This is a genomic window from Pantoea sp. UBA5923, assembly GCF_002431095.1.
Lineage (GTDB): Bacteria > Pseudomonadota > Gammaproteobacteria > Enterobacterales > Enterobacteriaceae > Pantoea > Pantoea piersonii.
The window spans coordinates 66000-83071 of the sequence record NZ_DJDN01000012.1; the positions used below are offsets into that span (position 1 = coordinate 66000).

Annotated in this window: 15 protein-coding genes; 10 read left to right on the top strand and 5 right to left on the bottom strand. The window is 55.2% G+C overall.

Translation table 11 applies throughout. The annotated features are described in order from the left end of the window. Positions 1 to 78 precede the first annotated feature (78 nt). Positions 79 to 753 carry a two-component system response regulator KdpE gene (kdpE, locus tag B3797_RS02925; protein WP_311781996.1) on the top strand — a complete coding sequence of 225 codons (675 nt, stop codon included), beginning with the start codon at positions 79 to 81 and terminating at the stop codon, positions 751 to 753. A gap of 118 nt (positions 754 to 871) precedes the next feature. Here kdpE and pgm read toward each other — a convergent pair whose 3' ends face one another. Continuing rightward, positions 872 to 2512 (bottom strand): phosphoglucomutase (alpha-D-glucose-1,6-bisphosphate-dependent), encoded by a 1641-nt coding sequence (gene pgm, locus B3797_RS02930; RefSeq protein ID WP_311781997.1) that lies wholly within the window; start codon positions 2510 to 2512, stop codon positions 872 to 874. A 25-nt stretch (positions 2513 to 2537) separates the two neighbouring features. Beyond that, positions 2538 to 3089 (bottom strand): replication initiation negative regulator SeqA, encoded by a 552-nt coding sequence (gene seqA / locus B3797_RS02935; RefSeq protein WP_311781998.1) that lies wholly within the window; start codon positions 3087 to 3089, stop codon positions 2538 to 2540. A gap of 251 nt (positions 3090 to 3340) precedes the next feature. Between seqA and ybfF the strand changes: the two genes are divergently transcribed. The 4 genes from ybfF (at position 3341) to fur (ending at position 5999) form a co-directional block, all read left to right on the top strand. Continuing rightward, complete coding sequence (gene ybfF / locus B3797_RS02940; protein WP_311790330.1) at positions 3341 to 4105, top strand: esterase; 765 nt, start codon at positions 3341 to 3343, stop codon at positions 4103 to 4105. A 154-nt stretch (positions 4106 to 4259) separates the two neighbouring features. Then, positions 4260 to 4535, top strand: a complete 276-nt coding sequence (gene ybfE, locus B3797_RS02945) for a LexA regulated protein (RefSeq protein ID WP_120451434.1) — start codon at positions 4260 to 4262, stop codon at positions 4533 to 4535. Between the two features lie 135 nt (positions 4536 to 4670). Further along, positions 4671 to 5201 (top strand): flavodoxin FldA, encoded by a 531-nt coding sequence (fldA, locus tag B3797_RS02950; protein WP_081136329.1) that lies wholly within the window; start codon positions 4671 to 4673, stop codon positions 5199 to 5201. A 354-nt stretch (positions 5202 to 5555) separates the two neighbouring features. Further along, entirely contained in the window at positions 5556 to 5999 is a 444-nt protein-coding gene (gene fur / locus B3797_RS02955; RefSeq protein WP_120451433.1) for a ferric iron uptake transcriptional regulator, read from the top strand. 57 nt (positions 6000 to 6056) lie between these two features. On the opposite strand, the gene B3797_RS02960 is transcribed toward fur, so the two are convergent. The 3 genes from B3797_RS02960 to nagE form a co-directional block, all read right to left on the bottom strand. Then, the gene (locus B3797_RS02960; RefSeq protein WP_311782258.1) at positions 6057 to 6452 is read right to left on the bottom strand and encodes a hypothetical protein; all 396 of its coding nucleotides are present in this window, start codon (positions 6450 to 6452) and stop codon (positions 6057 to 6059) included. 236 nt (positions 6453 to 6688) lie between these two features. Continuing rightward, a complete protein-coding gene (gene glnS / locus B3797_RS02965) occupies positions 6689 to 8356 on the bottom strand; it encodes a glutamine--tRNA ligase (protein WP_311790331.1) in 1668 nt (555 codons plus the stop codon). A gap of 163 nt (positions 8357 to 8519) precedes the next feature. Beyond that, positions 8520 to 10550, bottom strand: coding sequence for an N-acetylglucosamine-specific PTS transporter subunit IIBC (gene nagE, locus B3797_RS02970; RefSeq protein ID WP_311790332.1), 2031 nt, complete (start codon positions 10548 to 10550; stop codon positions 8520 to 8522). 332 nt (positions 10551 to 10882) lie between these two features. Here nagE and nagB point away from each other — a divergent pair, with 332 nt between their 5' ends. From nagB to asnB, 5 genes are all read left to right on the top strand, one after another. Continuing rightward, positions 10883 to 11683 carry a glucosamine-6-phosphate deaminase gene (gene nagB, locus B3797_RS02975; protein ID WP_311790333.1) on the top strand — a complete coding sequence of 267 codons (801 nt, stop codon included), beginning with the start codon at positions 10883 to 10885 and terminating at the stop codon, positions 11681 to 11683. A gap of 57 nt (positions 11684 to 11740) precedes the next feature. After that, entirely contained in the window at positions 11741 to 12889 is a 1149-nt protein-coding gene (gene nagA, locus B3797_RS02980; protein WP_311790334.1) for an N-acetylglucosamine-6-phosphate deacetylase, read from the top strand. A 7-nt stretch (positions 12890 to 12896) separates the two neighbouring features. Then, the gene (nagC, locus tag B3797_RS02985) at positions 12897 to 14117 is read left to right on the top strand and encodes a DNA-binding transcriptional regulator NagC (protein ID WP_120451422.1); all 1221 of its coding nucleotides are present in this window, start codon (positions 12897 to 12899) and stop codon (positions 14115 to 14117) included. A 20-nt stretch (positions 14118 to 14137) separates the two neighbouring features. Next, positions 14138 to 14890 (top strand): HAD-IIA family hydrolase, encoded by a 753-nt coding sequence (locus B3797_RS02990; RefSeq protein WP_311782003.1) that lies wholly within the window; start codon positions 14138 to 14140, stop codon positions 14888 to 14890. Positions 14891 to 15180: 290 nt separating this feature from the next. After that, the gene (asnB, locus tag B3797_RS02995) at positions 15181 to 16848 is read left to right on the top strand and encodes an asparagine synthase B (protein WP_120451419.1); all 1668 of its coding nucleotides are present in this window, start codon (positions 15181 to 15183) and stop codon (positions 16846 to 16848) included. The last annotated feature ends 224 nt before the right edge of the window (positions 16849 to 17072 follow it).

The window sequence follows — 17072 nt, forward strand, 5'->3', positions numbered from 1 at the left end:
ATCATCTTATGATCAATTCGCACCCTGTGGTTTTACTGATAAAGTAGCGGCAGGTTTTCAGGCAGGGAGCAGCGCCGCGTGGCCACCGTATTAATTGTTGAAGATGAAAAAGAGATCCGGCGCTTTGTGCGCCTCGCGCTGGAGGGAGAAGCGCTTAAAGTCGTTGATGCCGATACGCTGCAGCGCGGCCTGATTGAAGCAGCCACGCGCAAGCCCGATCTGGTTATCCTGGATTTAGGGCTGCCTGACGGCGACGGGCGCGATTTTATTCGCGATCTGCGTCAGTGGAGCGCCGTACCGGTCATTGTGCTGTCGGCACGCGTCGATGAGCAGGATAAGATAGATGCGCTGGATGTTGGCGCGGATGATTATCTGACGAAGCCCTTCGGCATTGGCGAGCTGCTGGCGAGGGTGCGCGTGGCGCTGCGCCGCCATCCGGGGCAGCAGCCGGAGCCGGTGGTTCGCTTTAGCGATGTCAGCGTAGACCTGGCCGCGCGCCGCGTAACGCGCGCCGGGCAGGAAATTCACCTGACGCCGATTGAATTTCGCCTGCTGGGCATTCTGCTGAACAATATCGGGAAAGTACTGACGCAGCGCCAGCTGCTGAGTCAGGTCTGGGGACCGAATGCAGTTGAGCACAGTCACTATCTGCGCATCTATATGGCGCATTTGCGGCAAAAGCTGGAGGCAGATCCGGCGCAGCCTAAACATTTGCTGACTGAAACCGGCATCGGCTACCGCTTTATGCCATAAAAAAAGCGCCCGGAGGGCGCTGATACAGGCAGGTCATGTAAAAGGTGGGCGAGCGAACCATGAGATCCGCCGGGCGCCCTGGCCTGTTGCTCCAGAGCGCCCTCGCCCACCTCTTTTGTCAGGCGTTTTTCAGCACTTCGCTAACAATCTCTACCGCTTCTTTCTCGATCTGCGCGCGATGTTCCGCACCCAGGAAGCTTTCACAGTAAATCTTGTAAGCGTCTTCGGTGCCTGACGGACGCGCGGCGAACCAGCCGTTTTCCGTCATCACTTTCAGACCGCCGATAGACGCGCCATTGCCCGGTGCCGCTGTCAGACGTGCAGTAATCGGATCGCCCGCCAGCGTGTCAGCGCTGACCATCTCCGGTGACAGCTTAGAGAGAGCCGCTTTCTGCGCAGAGGTCGCAGGCGCCTGCAAACGGTTGTAGCTCGGCGCGCCGAAGCGAGCAGCCAGCTCGTCATAGTGCTGCTGCGGGTTCTTGCCGGTAACCGCGGTGATTTCTGCCGCCAGCAGGCAAAGAATGATGCCGTCTTTATCGGTTGACCAGGCAGAGCCGTCGAAGCGCAGGAAAGAAGCGCCTGCGCTCTCTTCGCCGCCGAAACCAAAGCTGCCGTCGAACAGGCCGTCAACGAACCACTTAAAGCCCACGGGCACTTCCACCAGCTTACGGCCGATATCGTTAACCACGCGGTCGATCATCGCGCTGGAGACCAGCGTTTTGCCTACGGCAACCTCTTTGCCCCACTGCGGACGATGCTGGAACAGATAGTTGATAGCAACGGCCAGATAGTGGTTCGGGTTCATCAGGCCCGACGGGGTCACGATGCCGTGACGGTCATAGTCAGGGTCGTTGCCGAACGCCAGGTCGAACTTGTCTTTATACGCCAGCAGACCCGCCATGGCGCACTCGGAAGAGCAGTCCATACGTACCACGCCATCTTTATCCAGATGCATAAAGCGGAAGGTCTGGTCGATTGCGTCGTTTACGATGGTGAGATCGAGTTTGTAGTGCTCAGCGATGCGCTTCCAGTATTCCATGCCGGAGCCGCCCAGCGGATCAACGCCCAGCTTCAGGCCCGCTTTCTGAATAGCAGCAAAGTCGATCACCTGCGCCAGTCCTTCAACATAGGGCTGAATCAGATCTTTCTCGACGATACGGCCGCTCGCCCACGCCTGATCCAGCGGCAGACGTTTTACCTCTTGCAGGCCCGCTTTAATCAGCTGGTTGGCGCGATCTTCCACCACTTTCGTGACGTTGGTGTCGGCCGGGCCGCCATTCGGCGGATTGTATTTAATGCCGCCATCTTCCGGCGGGTTGTGCGACGGCGTAATCACGATGCCGTCCGCCTGCGCGCCGCCCTGCTTGTTGTGCTCAAGGATAGCGTTAGAGATAGCGGGCGTCGGGGTATAGCCATTGTCCTGCTGCACAATGACGTCTACGCCGTTAGCGGCCAGCACTTCCAGCACCGACAGGATCGCTGGCTCGGAGAGCGCGTGCGTATCTTTACCGACATAGCAGGGTCCGGTAATGCCGTTTTTCTTGCGCTCTTCGGCAATCGCCTGGGCGATCGCCAGGATATGGTGCTCGTTAAAGCTCTGACGGCCTGCGCTACCACGATGCCCGGAGGTGCCGAATTTCACCGCATGGTCCGGGTTCGCCACGTCGGGCTGCAGGACATAATACTGTGATGTTAACTGTGCAACGTTAATCAAATCGCTCTGCTGGGCGGGTTGCCCGGCACGGGGGTGACTGGCCATTGGCGCTTCTCCCTGACGCTTCAGTTTAAATGGTGCCGCAAACTTTCTCTGCCAGCTCCTGCGGGAACTGCATTGAGACCATGATGTGTTCCACCATGCTGCATTTACGGCCGGTATTGGTATTGGTGATCACCCAGTACGGCGTGCCGGGTACGTGCTTCGGCTTAGTATGGGTGCCATTTTGCAACAGCGTTTGCTCGTCACCCGCAAAATAAACGCGAGTACGGCCCTGCAGCGATGCAGTAGCTTCAGCAAAAGCCGAAGGATCAAGACGATAGAGCGTTGACAAAATCATCATAAAACGATTAACCGCTTTCTTCTGTTCAGCGTATTCGTCCGACAGCAGCAGTTCACGTACGGCGCGAACCCGATCCTGCGGACGGTTTTCCGCACGCACCGGCTGAATCGTTTTTTGCGCCGTATCGCCTGCCGCTAACGGCGCTGCCGCCGCAGGCGCGCTTTGACCGGCATTAAATTTTAGCATCCGCCGTAAAATGTCAGAGGCGCTCTCGCCGATATGTTGCGTGTGGCTGGCGATATAGCGGTAGAGGTCTTCGTCAACTTCGATCGTTTTCATCTTTTTCCGTACGGTTTTGACTCGTGACAGAACCACGCCAGCCTGAAAAACACCGTTGCAAAGCTCGGTTGTTCGCTGGACGGACGGGGTTCTAACATAAGGATTATAAAGTTAAAACCAGGCGGGCTGATAGCATTCGCACGCTCAGAGGGCAAAAGTCGGAATATGCCCTAAAGCCTGTCGTGTCGTCGCGCCTGGAAAGGTAAAAGCATGATAACCTAACCCAAGGTCCCCATCGTAAGAACTTTGCCATGATTTTAAATGCTCGTCTGCAAACTGACCAATCAATCGCTGACTCCTTACCCATCCTCTTCATTCACGGCCTGTTCGGCAGCCTGGATAACCTTGGCGTGCTGGCGCGTGGCCTGAAAGACGCAGGGCCGCTGATTCAGGTGGATGTACGCAACCACGGCCTCTCGCCGCGCGCCGGGGAGATGAGCTATCGCGCCATGGCGCAGGATATGTTCGAGACGCTGGACGCGCATCATATCGATCGCGTCGCCGTTATCGGCCACTCGATGGGCGGCAAGATCGCCATGGCGATGAGCGCGCTGGCACCAAAGCGGCTGGAGCGGCTGGTGCTGATCGATATCGCGCCGGTGGATTACCAGACGCGACGCCACGACGACATCTTCGCCGCCGTCCGCGCGGTGAGCGACGCAGGCGTACGCCTGCGCAGTGAGGCCGCGCAGGTGATGCGCGCCCATATTAAAGAGGACGGCGTTATTCAGTTCCTTCTTAAATCGTTTCAGGATGGCGAGTGGCGCTTCAACGTTCCGGCGCTATGGGATAATTACGCTACAATAACTGGCTGGGAAGAGGTGCCGGCCTGGCCCCATCCCGCGCTCTTTATTCGCGGCGGCGACTCGCCCTATCTCGACAATCACTACCGCGATGCGCTGCTGCGCCAGTTTCCGGCGGCCCATGCGCACGTGATCAGCGGCGCTGGACACTGGGTGCACGCCGAGAAGCCTGATGCCGTATTGCGCAGCGTTCGTCGCTTTTTTGCGCTTTAAAAGCAAAAGCTTGCCGTTCGCGGTTTAGCATTGGCGTCATCTCTTCGGCTGGAGTATGATGGCGCGCTAAATTTTGCCGCTGCTCATTTTTTGTCGCGGCAATGGCCCATTTCGTTATAAACGCGCCTGTTCGCGCCTTCAGTTTTACTAAGCCATGGCAAAAGAACACACTGACCGCACCACGCTGGATCTGTTTGCAAACGAGCGCCGGCCCGGTCGACCGAAAACCAGTCCGCTATCGCGTGATGAACAGCTGCGCATCAATAAGCGCAATCAACTGAAACGTGACAAAGTGCGCGGGCTGCGCCGTGTCGAACTCAAAATGACCAGCGAAGCCGTGGATGCGTTAAATACGCTGGCTGAGCAGCGCAACATCAGCCGCAGCGAACTGATTGAACAAATGCTGCTGGCGCAACTCAAACTGGACTGAATCGCGCAAAGCGCACGCAGAAGCAAATCGCGCGGCTTTTCAAGTTCCGCCCTTTTGCTCGCTCTGCTATCATTCGCTTACTTGTGCGCTCTGCGCATGCATCTCATTATCAGGATTTAAGAGGTTATTTACCCCATGGCAATCGTAGGCATCTTCTTTGGCAGCGATACCGGCAACACCGAAAACATTGCAAAAATGATCCAGAAACAACTGGGCAAAGACGTTGCGGAAGTGCATGACATTGCCAAGAGCACTAAAGAAGATCTGGAAGCATTCGACATTCTGCTGCTGGGTATTCCAACCTGGTACTACGGCGAAGCGCAGTGCGACTGGGATGACTTCTTCCCGACGCTGGAAGAGATCGATTTTAACGGCAAGCTGGTGGCGCTTTTCGGCTGCGGCGACCAGGAAGATTACGCAGAATATTTCTGCGACGCGATGGGCACCATTCGCGACATCATCGAGCCGAATGGCGCGGTGATCGTGGGCCACTGGCCGACCGAAGGCTATCACTTTGAAGCCTCCAAAGGTCTGGCGGACGATAAACACTTCCTTGGTCTGGCCATTGATGAAGATCGTCAGCCAGAACTCACCAGCCAGCGCGTGGACGCCTGGGTTAAACAGATCTATGACGAACTGCAGCTGCAGGCGATCATCGAAGCCTGATTACCCACATACTCAATGTGGGCGCTGGCTCACATTGAGTAAATGTTTTTTCCTATAGAAATAATAGCTACAGCTTTTTAACTTTTATCTCCGATTCTGTACAATACCCACATCGGTTATCTGCTTATTTCTGCCGTGAGGTCATGAAGTTAGCGAAATGATAACGAACCTCCTGTATTTCTCCGCCCGGTGCCGTTACGTATCTTCTTACAGCCCGTGTTGATCTCAGGCGTTTCCCTCGGTTTTCATTTCAATACTTCACCTCTATAATGAGACGCAAATGAGAACAGACACCGAACGACATTCAAGGCAAGGCGCCTCAAGTAACCAGCAAAGTAACAGGACAATATCCGCATGACTGACAACAACACCGCATTAAAGAAGGCTGGCCTGAAAGTCACGCTGCCCAGACTTAAAATTCTGGAAGTGCTTCAGGAACCTCAGTGCCATCACGTCAGCGCGGAAGATCTTTATAAACGCCTGATCGATATGGGCGAAGAGATTGGTCTGGCTACCGTTTATCGTGTACTTAACCAGTTTGACGATGCGGGCATCGTGACGCGTCACAACTTTGAAGGCGGGAAATCGGTTTTCGAACTGACCCAGCAGCAGCATCACGATCATCTGATCTGCCTCGACTGCGGCAAAGTGATCGAGTTCAGCGATGAGTCGATCGAAGCGCGCCAGCGGGATATCGCAACCCGCCACGGCATCAAGCTGACTAACCACAGTCTTTATCTCTACGGTCACTGTGCGCTGGGCGATTGCCGCGAAGACGAAACGCTCCACGACCAGTAAAAATGTGCTATGCAGTCATTCTAAAAGCCGGTATGTCTACCGGCTTTTTTATGCGCCTCAGGCAACCAGGGTTTCATGAAGGTAGCGCCAGCGAGGAACGGACGTGCTGCAGTCCAGAATTGCCAGCGAGATACGCGTCTGATCGCTGCCGTTCATCATCTGCAGTTCACGGTACTGAATGGTGACTTCATCTTTTTGCTGCGAGATGACGGCGTGCTCGCTGGTAGCGATGCGCATTCCTTCGCGTCGTCCCTGCAGCTGGCGGAACAGATCTTCAGTCTGGTTCAGATCGAGCAACCTGCCCTGCGGCGTCACCATGCGGAAGTCGGGATGGAAATGCGACAGCAGCAGATGGAAAGTGTCATCCCCACCTGAAGGCTGGTTGAATATACGTTCGATTAACTGATGTAAAACCACCACGCTGTGTTTTGCTTCCTGACCAAGAGCTGTCATCATTTCTCCTTCTTATGCCCGCATAGCCTCTTTAAAGAGCGAATAGCCTACCTGAAAAAAAGAAATTCACAGCTGGAAACTGATTAATTTTCGTTAACTCAGATAACTCCCAGCGCGGCCTGATAAAAGCTGATTATTTGCAACAGCACAAAAAAACGTCTAAGTGCAGATTGCAGCCATAAAAAAGGGCGATTGCTCGCCCTTTTATGATCTTATGATAGCGTTGATTTAAAAATCTAATCGCCGATTTTCGCCCAGGTATCACGCAAACCAACGGTGCGGTTAAACACCAGATGGTTGGGACGCGAGTAGCGACTGTCGGCGCAGAAATAGCCTTCGCGCTCAAACTGATAAGGCGCTTCCGGGGTGGCATTCTGCAGGCCCGGCTCGACGAATCCCTGACGGATCTCTAATGAGTTTGGATTGATGGTCGTCAGGAAATCCTCTTCCGCCCCCGGATTCGGCACGCTGAACAGGCGATCGTAGAGACGGAATTCCGCTGGCAGCGCATGGTCCGCAGAGACCCAGTGGATTACCCCTTTCACCTTGCGGCCATCAGCCGGATCTTTGCTTAAGGTATCGACGTCGCAGGTGCAGTAGATGCAGGTGATATTGCCATCTTCATCTTTAGCAACGCGTTCGGCGCGGATCACATAAGCATTACGCAGGCGAACCTCTTTGCCCAGCACCAGGCGCTTGTACTGCTTGTTGGCTTCTTCGCGGAAGTCAGCGCGGTCGATCCACACCTCACGGCCAAAAGGCACATCGCGAGTGCCCATTTCAGGCTTGTTCGGATGGTTCGGCATAGTGATGGTTTCATTATGACCAGCTGGCAGGTTTTCAATCACCACCTTCAGCGGATCGAGCACCGCCATGGCGCGCGGCGCGTTTTCGTTCAGATCGTCACGAATGCAGGACTCCAGCGACGCCATCTCCACCACGTTGTCCTGTTTGGTTACGCCGATACGGCGGCAGAATTCGCGGATCGAAGCGGCAGTGTAGCCGCGACGGCGCAGACCAGACACGGTCAGCATGCGCGGATCGTCCCAGCCCTCTACCACGTTTTCGCTGACCAACTGCGTCAGCTTACGCTTCGACATCACCGCATATTCAAGGTTAAGGCGCGAGAACTCATACTGGCGCGGATGCACCGGGATAGAGATGTTGTCCAGCACCCAGTCATACAGACGACGGTTATCCTGGAACTCCAGCGTACAGAGCGAATGGGTGATATTTTCCAGCGCATCGGAGATGCAGTGGGTAAAGTCGTACATCGGATAGATGCACCACTTTTTGCCGGTCTGATGATGCTCGGCGAACTTAATGCGGTAGAGCACCGGATCGCGCATTACGATAAAGCTGGAGGCCATATCGATTTTGGCGCGCAGGCAGGCTTTGCCCTCGGCGAATTCGCCATTGCGCATTTTCTCAAACAGCGCCAGGTTCTCTTCTACGCTGCGATCGCGGTATGGGCTGTTTTTACCCGGCGCGGTCAGGGTGCCGCGATATTCGCGGATCTCTTCCGGCGTCAGTTCGTCAACGTAGGCCAGACCTTTATTGATCAGTTCAACCGCGTAGTGATAAAGCTGATCGAAGTAATCTGAGGAATAACGAACCTCCCCACTCCACTCAAAGCCCAGCCACCGCACGTCGCGCTTGATGGATTCAACGAACTCCATATCTTCTTTAACCGGGTTGGTATCGTCGAAACGCAGGTTGCACTGACCCTGATAGTCCTGAGCGATGCCGAAGTTCAGGCAGATCGATTTTGCATGGCCAATATGCAGATAGCCATTAGGCTCAGGCGGGAAACGGGTATGCACGCTGTTGTGCTTGCCGCTCGCCAAATCTTCGTCAATGATCTGACGAATAAAGTTAGTTGGGCGGGCTTCAGCCTCACTCATCTCTCAATCCTCAATACGTATAGCGGGTGGTTTGTACCACGAAGTAACGGAGTATGATCCACAAAGCGCCGAAGGGAAACAACCGGTTTGTTAAGGCGATAAAACGAAAAAAGGCAGGAATTGCTTCCTGCCTGCTTTTTTTTACGTCGCCGCGGTTAAGGGCTTAGCCTTTTACCTCGTAAAGCGGGGTTTCTCCGGCCACTACCGCGCCGGTCGCCAGCAGCGTCAGGCCGACGAAATCCTCACTGTTGCTGACCACGACCGGACTGATCATCGAGCGCGCGTTGGCGTTCAGGAAATCGAGATCCATCTCCAGCACCGGCTGTCCCGCCGAAACCATCGCGCCCTCTTCCACCAGCCGGGTAAAGCCTTTGCCACCCAGCGCCACGGTATCGAGGCCCATATGCACCACAATCTCCACGCCGCTGCTGGTTTCCAGACAGAAGGCATGATTGGTGTCGAAAATCTTCACCACCGTACCTGCGGCTGGCGCCACCACCACTTTACCCGTCGGTTTGATTGCCAGTCCCTCACCCACCGCCTTGCTGGCGAAGGCTTCGTCAGGCACAGCGTCAAGGGCGACAACGTTGCCACTTACCGGCGCCAGCAGCGTTGCAATCACCTTGCTGTCGCGATTCAACGCCGCCTGCGGTTTTACTACCGGTGCCGCAGCGGCGGTAGACGCGCCGCCCGCCGATGCGACTGGCCCTTTTGTCAGCACCTTTTTCATTGCGGTGGCAATGCTTTCCGCCTGGGTGCCGACAATCACCTGCACGCTCTGTTTGTTCAGCCGAATTACGCCTGACGCGCCCAGGTGTTTGGCGACCGATTCATTCACCTGTGACGAGTCTTTCACGTTCAGACGCAGGCGAGTAATACAGGCGTCAATGCCGGTCAGGTTGTCGGAGCCGCCGACTGCGCCGATATAGCGACGCGCCAGCGATTCGGTTGCGCTCTCGCCGTTGTCGGTGTGGTCGACGTTAACGTCGTAGCCGTCCGTTTCATCGCCCGCTACCGCCAGCTCGCGGCCCGGCGTCATCAGGTTGAATTTCTTAATCGTGAAGCGGAATACCACATAGTAGAGCGCAAAGAAGATGATGCCCTGCGGGATCAGCATCCACCAGTGGGTCGCCAGCGGGTTGCGGCTCGACAGCACCATATCCACCAGACCGGCGCTAAAGCCGAAGCCGGCAATCCAGTGCATGCTGGCGGCGATAAAGACAGAGATACCGGTCAGCACGGCGTGAATCACATAGAGCACCGGCGCCACGAACATAAAGGAGAACTCCAGCGGCTCGGTAATGCCGGTGAAGAAGGCCGCAAAGGCCGCGGCCAGCATGATACTGCCGACTTTAACGCGGTTCTCCGGACGCGCGCAGTGGTAGATCGCCAGCGCCGCGCCAGGCAGACCGAACATCATGATCGGGAAGAAGCCCGCCTGATAGCGTCCCGTGATGCCGACAATGCCGGTGCCGTTAGCGATAGACTGCGCGCCGCCGAGGAACTTAGGAATATCGTTAATGCCCGCGACGTCGAACCAGAATACCGAGTTAAGCGCATGATGCAGGCCAACCGGGATCAGCAGACGGTTAAAGAAGGCGTAGACGCCTGCGCCGACGGAACCCAGCTTCTGGATATGTTCGCCGAAGCTCACCAGACCGTTAAAGATCAGCGGCCAGATGTACATCAGAATGAACGCCACCGCGATCATCAGGAATGAGACGAGGATAGGTACCAGGCGTCTTCCGCTGAAGAATGAGAGCGCCTTCGGCAGTTCGACATGGCTAAAGCGGTTATAGACCTCCGCTGAGATAATGCCCACCATAATGCCGACAAACTGGTTTTCGATTTTGCCGAAGGCGGCGGGCACCTGATCAAGCGGTATTTTTTGGATCATCGATACGGCTGCCGGCGAGCAGAGCGTCGTCACCACCAGAAAACCGACGAAGCCGGTTAGCGCCGCTGCGCCATCTTTATCTTTTGACAGCCCATATGCCACGCCGATAGCAAACAGTACGGACATATGCTCAATAATGGCCGCACCTGATTTTATCAGCAGCGCGGCGAGCGCGTTGCTTGCGCCCCAGGCGTCCGGGTCAAGCCAGTAGCCGACCCCCATCAATATTGCCGCTGCCGGCAGGGTCGCTACCGGCACCATTAACGCGCGGCCAACCTTTTGTAAGTAACCTAACATTTGTCCTTTCCCCCTATGAGACTGACTTGTCGCCCTGCGCCGCTTGCTTTTTATTGTCAGCCGCAGGGGTTGAATGACACTACACTTCACGTTGCGCAGTGTAATGACAAATTAATTCGTCTCGCAAATTATAAGCGTCTCATCTGTGATAATTATCACCAAAAAGCACCGATAACCACGTAGACGTCTGGCGAACGACCCCAACTTATTTTATGATAAAAAATATCAAGACGTAGCGACCGCATAACGAAACTGTTTTACGTTTACAGCGTGAAGATGACCGCAGCGGTTACTGCATCGCCCCCTTTTCTTTTCTCAGAATGAGGTGAAACATGCGACTTATCCCTTTGGCTACCCCTACGCAGGTCGGTAAGTGGGCAGCCCGTCATATCGTTAACCGTATTAATGCCTTTAACCCCACCGCAGACCGCCCCTTCGTTTTAGGTTTGCCGACGGGCGGTACACCGCTGGAAGCGTATAAGCATCTTATTGGGATGCACAAAGCGGGCCAGGTCAGCTTTAAGCATGTCGTCACCTTCAATATGGACGAATATGTCGGCCTGCCGAAAGAGCATCCGGAAAGCTATCACAGCTTTATGTACCGTAATTTTTTCGATCACGTTGATATTCAACCAGAAAATATCAATCTTCTGAATGGCAATGCGCCAGATATTGACGCAGAATGTCGCCAGTATGAAGAGAAGATTCGCGCACTGGGTAAAATCCACCTGTTTATGGGCGGCGTTGGCAATGACGGTCATATCGCCTTCAACGAACCCGCCTCTTCGCTGGCCTCACGCACCCGCATTAAAACGCTGACGCACGACACCCGCATGGCGAATTCGCGCTTCTTTAACGGCGATGTGGATCAGGTGCCGAAATATGCGCTGACCGTGGGCGTCGGCACGCTGCTGGATGCGGAAGAAGTGATGATTCTGGTGACCGGCCATGTTAAAGCGCAGGCGTTACAGGCCGCTGTCGAAGGCAACGTCAATCATATGTGGACCATCAGCTGCCTGCAGCTGCATGCAAAATCGGTGGTGGTATGCGATGAACCCGCCACCATGGAACTGAAAGTGAAAACCGTTAAATATTTCCGCGAAATGGAAGCGGAAAATATGAAAGGCGTGTAAGACGATGTTGTAAATGCCCGCCGCCTCGATCTGGCGGGCTCAGCCGGGAGAATCAAGATGTACGCATTAGTAAACGGCCGAATTTATACTGGTCATGAAATTCTGGATAACCACGCGGTGGTTATTGCCGATGGGCTGATCGAACGCGTCTGTCCACGCGATGCGCTGCCCGCTGATATTGCGCAGCGCGACGTTTCAGGCGCGCTGATCGCTCCCGGCTTTATTGACTTACAGCTTAACGGCTGCGGCGGCGTGCAGTTTAATGACGACATCGACGCGCTGAGCGTCGAGACGCTGGAAATCATGCAGCGCGCCAACGAAAAATCGGGCTGCACCAGCTTCCTGCCAACGCTTATCACCAGCAGCGACGAACTGATGAAGCGCGCTATTGACACCATGCGCGCTTACAAACGCAAATATCAGCATCAGGCGCTGGGCCTGCATCTGGAAGGTCCCTGGCTGAATAAGGCCAAGAAAGGCACGCATAATCCCGATTTGATTCGCCTGCCCGACCCGTCGCTGGTGCAGTATTTGTGCGACAACGCCGACGTTATCACCAAAGTGACGCTGGCGCCGGAAAAAGCCGGCGACGAGGTAATTCGTCAGCTGACGCAGGCGGGCATTATCGTCTCTGCAGGTCACTCCAACGCCACCTATGATGAAGCCAAAGCGGGTTTCCGCGCCGGCATTACCTTCGCGACCCATCTCTATAACGCCATGCCCGCTTTCGCCGGTCGTGAGCCGGGCCTGATTGGCGCGCTGTTTGATGCGCCCGACGTTTATTGCGGCATTATTGCAGATGGGTTACACGTCCATTACGCTAACGTACGCAATGCCAAACGCATCAAGGGCGATAAGCTGGTGCTGGTTACCGACGCCACCGCGCCCGCAGGCGCCGAAATTGATAAATTCATTTTCGCTGGCAAAACAATATACTATCGCAATGGCCTGTGCGTGGACGAGAACGGAACGCTGAGCGGCTCCGCCATTACCATGATTGAATCAGTACGCAACGCCGTCGAACATGTCGGCATCGCACTGGATGAAGCGCTGCGTATGGCGACCCTCTACCCGGCACAGGCAATGGGCGTGGAAAAACAGCTGGGCACTGTCGAAGCGGGAAAAGTCGCAAACCTGACTGTTTTTACGCGTGATTTCAAAATCACTAAGACGTTTGTCAATGGAGACGACGTCCTGAGCGAGTAAGCACTGAATGACCACTGGCGGCCAGACACAAATAGGAAATGTCGATCTTGTCAAGCAACTCAACAGCGCAGCCGTTTACCGGCTAATCGATCAGCAAGGCCCCATTTCGCGCATTCAGATTGCTGAACTCAGCCAGCTTGCGCCCGCCAGCGTCACTAAAATTACCCGCCAGCTTATCGAGCGCGGCCTGATTAAAGAGGTGGATCAACAGGCATCCACCGGCGGTCGCCGCGCCATTTCCATCGTTACCGAAACGCGAAATTTCCACGCTATTGGCGTCCGGCTCGGCCGCAATGACGCCACGCTGACGCTTTTCGACCTCAGCGGCAAGTCGCTGGCGCAGGAAGATTATGCGCTGCCGGAGCGTACTCAGGAGACGCTGGAACACGCGCTGTTTGCCGCTATCGACAGCTTTATTGCGACCCACCAGCGTAAGATCCGCGAACTGATCGCGATCTCGGTGATCCTGCCTGGCCTGGTCGATCCGATAAACGGCGTGATCCGCTATATGCCGCATATCACCGTCAGCCACTGGCCGCTGGTGGCTGGCTTGCAAAATCGCTTCAAGGTTACCAGCTTCGTCGGTCACGATATTCGCAGCCTGGCGCTGGCGGAGCACTACTTTGGTGCGAGCCGCGACTGCGCCGACTCGATCCTGGTGCGACTGCATCGCGGCACCGGCGCGGGCATTATCGCTAACGGCCATATTTTTCTCGGCAGCAACGGCAACGTAGGCGAAATTGGCCATATCCAGGTCGATCCGCTCGGTGAGCGCTGCCACTGCGGCAATTTCGGCTGTCTGGAGACCATCGCCGCGAACGGCGCGATTGAAAACCGCGTGCGTCATCTGCTCAGTCAGGGCTACCCTAGCGTTCTGACGCAGGATGCCTGCCAGATCGGACAAATTTGCAAAGCTGCTAATCAGGGCGATGCGCTGGCCTGCGAAGTCATCGAATATGTCGGCCGCTATCTTGGTAAAGCGATCGCCATTGCGATTAACCTGTTCAACCCGCAAAAAGTGGTGCTGGCGGGTGAAATCACCGACGCAGAAAAAGTGCTGTTTCCGGCTATTGAAGGTTGTATTAATACGCAAGCGCTCAACGCCTTCCGCAAAAATTTGCCGGTGGTGCGTTCCGAGCTCGATCATCGTTCAGCGATAGGCGCTTTTGCTCTGGCAAAACGCGCCATGCTTAACGGCATTCTGCTGCAACATTTACTGGAAGAGTAAACGCGAACCGGACTGAATCTATGACGATAAAAAGCGTAATTTGCGATATTGACGGCGTGTTAATGCATGACAACACCGCCGTTCCCGGCGCGAAAGAATTTTTGCAGCGTATCCTGCAAAAAGAGATGCCGCTGGTGGTGCTGACCAACTATCCCTCGCAGACCGCGCAGGATCTGGCGAACCGCTTCGCCAACGCCGGCGTTGAGGTGCCCGATTCGGTGTTTTATACCTCGGCGATGGCAACCGCCGACTTCCTGCGCCGTCAGGAAGGCAAGAAAGCCTACGTGGTTGGCGAAGGCGCGCTGATCCACGAACTCTATAAAGCGGGTTTTACCATTACCGACGTCAATCCCGATTTCGTTATCGTCGGCGAGACGCGCTCCTTCAACTGGGAGATGATGCATAAGGCTGCCTTTTTCGTCGCCAGCGGCGCGCGCTTTATCGCCACCAATCCCGATACGCACGCGCGCGGCTTTGTGCCCGCCTGCGGCGCGCTCTGTGCCGGGATCGAAAAAATCTCTGGCCGTCGCCCTTTTTACGTTGGCAAACCCAGTCCGTACATTATGCGCGCCGCGCTGAATAAGATGCAGGCTCACTCCGAAGAGACAGTAATCGTCGGCGATAACCTGCGCACCGACATTCTGGCTGGATTTCAGGCGGGGCTGGAAACCGTTCTGGTGCTCTCCGGCGTCTCAACGCTGAGCGATATTGACGCGATGCCTTTCCGTCCCGACTGGATTTACCCTTCTGTGGCCGATATCGACCTGTTTTAAATCTTCTCTCTGCGCCGCCTGCTGACGGGAGGCGCTTATCTTTCCGAGCCCCTTCCACTGCTTATTTTTTGTTCGTTTTTTGGCATCTATTGCCGATCCACCAATGAAAAGCGCGATTAATTAAACATTATTCAATTTTAATGCCTGAGCAACATTCTTTTTATCAGTAAAAAGCGAATATGCTTGCATTGCCCACATGAAATAGCGCATTTTCTTATACATCACGCAGCCGCTGGCTGCCGGACAAGGCAACGATAACATCGCCGACAGGCGAGCTCAGGAGTCAGAATATGTGTTCTATTTTTGGTGTGTTGGATCTGAAAAGCGATCCGGTTGAACTGCGTAAAAAAGCGCTGGAGAGTTCTCGCCTGATGCGTCACCGCGGGCCGGACTGGTCTGGCGTGTATGCCGACGATAAAGCGATCCTCGCGCATGAGCGTCTGTCCATCGTCGACGTTAACAACGGCGCCCAGCCGTTGTACAACGCCGATCGCACCCATGTTCTGGCGGTTAACGGTGAGATCTACAACCATCAGGCGCTGCGCGCCGAGCTGAGCGATCGCTACCAGTTCCAGACCGGCTCGGACTGTGAAGTTATTCTGGCACTCTACCAGGAAAAAGGGGTCGATTTCCTTGACGAGCTGCAGGGCATGTTCGCTTTTATCCTGTGGGACAGCGAAAAGCAGCAGTATCTGATCGGCCGCGACCATATCGGCATCATCCCGCTCTATATGGGTAACGATGAACATGGCAACCTTTTTGTCGCCTCTGAAATGAAAGCGCTGGTGCCGGTGTGCCGTTCAATTAAAGAGTTCCCCCCGGGAAGCTATCTCTCCAGCACCGATGGCGAGATCCGTCGTTACTGGCAGCGTGACTGGATGGAGTATGCTGCGGTAGAACACAACACCACCGATGCCGCAGGCCTGAAGCATGCGCTGGAAGAGTCGGTGAAAAGCCACCTGATGTCAGACGTGCCTTACGGCGTACTGCTCTCCGGCGGACTGGACTCCTCGATTATCTCGGCGGTGACCAAACGCTTTGCCGCGAAACGCGTCGAAGATCAGGACAAGAGCGACGCCTGGTGGCCGCAGCTGCACTCTTTCGCAGTCGGTCTGGAAGGATCGCCGGATCTGAAAGCGGCGAAAGCGGTGGCGGAACACCTGGGTACGGTGCACCACGAAATTCACTTTACCGTACAGGAAGGGCTGGATGCGATTCGCGATGTGATCTATCACATTGAAACCTATGACGTTACTACCATTCGCGCCTCAACGCCTATGTACCTGATGTCGCGTAAAATCAAGGCGATGGGTATCAAGATGGTGCTCTCCGGCGAGGGCGCGGATGAGGTGTTCGGCGGCTATCTCTACTTCCATAAAGCGCCGAACGCCAAAGAGTTTCATGAAGAGAACGTGCGCAAACTGCTGGCGCTGCATATGTATGACTGCGCACGCGCCAACAAAGCGATGTCCGCCTGGGGTGTGGAAGCGCGTGTGCCCTTCCTCGACAAGAAATTCCTCGATGTGGCGATGCGCATCAACCCGCAGGACAAGATGTGCGGCAGCAACGGCAAGATGGAAAAACACATCCTGCGTGAATGCTTCTCCTCTTACCTGCCGGAAAGCGTCGCCTGGCGTCAGAAAGAGCAGTTCTCAGACGGCGTGGGCTACAGCTGGATCGATACGCTGAAAGAGGTCGCGGCGAAGCAGATAAGCGATCAGCAACTGGCGACCGCGCACTTCCGCTTCCCGTACAACACGCCGGCATCGAAAGAGGCTTACCTCTATCGCGAAATCTTTGAAGAGCTGTTCCCACTGCCAAGCGCGGCGGAGTGTGTGCCTGGCGGTCCATCGGTCGCCTGCTCCTCCGCGAAAGCGATTGAATGGGATGAAGCGTTCAAATCAATGGACGATCCTTCAGGCCGCGCAGTGGGTGTGCATCAGTCCGCTTATAAATAAGTAAAATAAGTGATAATAAAGGGGTCTTACGAGGCCCCTTTTTTTTAGCTTTGATGCGGTTACGATCAAAATTTGCCGAATAATTCATCAGCCTGGTTACAAGCCAGACAAACAGGCGCGCGGAGGCGAAAAACGGCAAAAAATGTGTTGACGCTCCACAACTCAATACGCATAATGCGCCCCGCAACGCCGATGAAGGTAACGCGTAAAAAGATGGCTACGTA

Excerpts from the sequence above, each read along its gene's own strand:
- glnS (WP_311790331.1), bottom strand. The coding sequence starts at position 8,356 with ATGAGTGAGGCTGAAGCCCGCCCAACTAACTTTATTCGTCAGATCATT.
- fldA (WP_081136329.1), top strand. The coding sequence starts at position 4,671 with ATGGCAATCGTAGGCATCTTCTTTGGCAGCGATACCGGCAACACCGAA.
- ybfF (WP_311790330.1), top strand. The coding sequence starts at position 3,341 with ATGATTTTAAATGCTCGTCTGCAAACTGACCAATCAATCGCTGACTCC.
- fur (WP_120451433.1), top strand. The coding sequence starts at position 5,556 with ATGACTGACAACAACACCGCATTAAAGAAGGCTGGCCTGAAAGTCACG.
- asnB (WP_120451419.1), top strand. The coding sequence starts at position 15,181 with ATGTGTTCTATTTTTGGTGTGTTGGATCTGAAAAGCGATCCGGTTGAA.
- nagE (WP_311790332.1), bottom strand. The coding sequence starts at position 10,550 with ATGTTAGGTTACTTACAAAAGGTTGGCCGCGCGTTAATGGTGCCGGTA.
- ybfE (WP_120451434.1), top strand. The coding sequence starts at position 4,260 with ATGGCAAAAGAACACACTGACCGCACCACGCTGGATCTGTTTGCAAAC.
- nagA (WP_311790334.1), top strand. The coding sequence starts at position 11,741 with ATGTACGCATTAGTAAACGGCCGAATTTATACTGGTCATGAAATTCTG.
- pgm (WP_311781997.1), bottom strand. The coding sequence starts at position 2,512 with ATGGCCAGTCACCCCCGTGCCGGGCAACCCGCCCAGCAGAGCGATTTG.
- nagB (WP_311790333.1), top strand. The coding sequence starts at position 10,883 with ATGCGACTTATCCCTTTGGCTACCCCTACGCAGGTCGGTAAGTGGGCA.
- seqA (WP_311781998.1), bottom strand. The coding sequence starts at position 3,089 with ATGAAAACGATCGAAGTTGACGAAGACCTCTACCGCTATATCGCCAGC.
- nagC (WP_120451422.1), top strand. The coding sequence starts at position 12,897 with ATGACCACTGGCGGCCAGACACAAATAGGAAATGTCGATCTTGTCAAG.
- B3797_RS02960 (WP_311782258.1), bottom strand. The coding sequence starts at position 6,452 with ATGACAGCTCTTGGTCAGGAAGCAAAACACAGCGTGGTGGTTTTACAT.
- B3797_RS02990 (WP_311782003.1), top strand. The coding sequence starts at position 14,138 with ATGACGATAAAAAGCGTAATTTGCGATATTGACGGCGTGTTAATGCAT.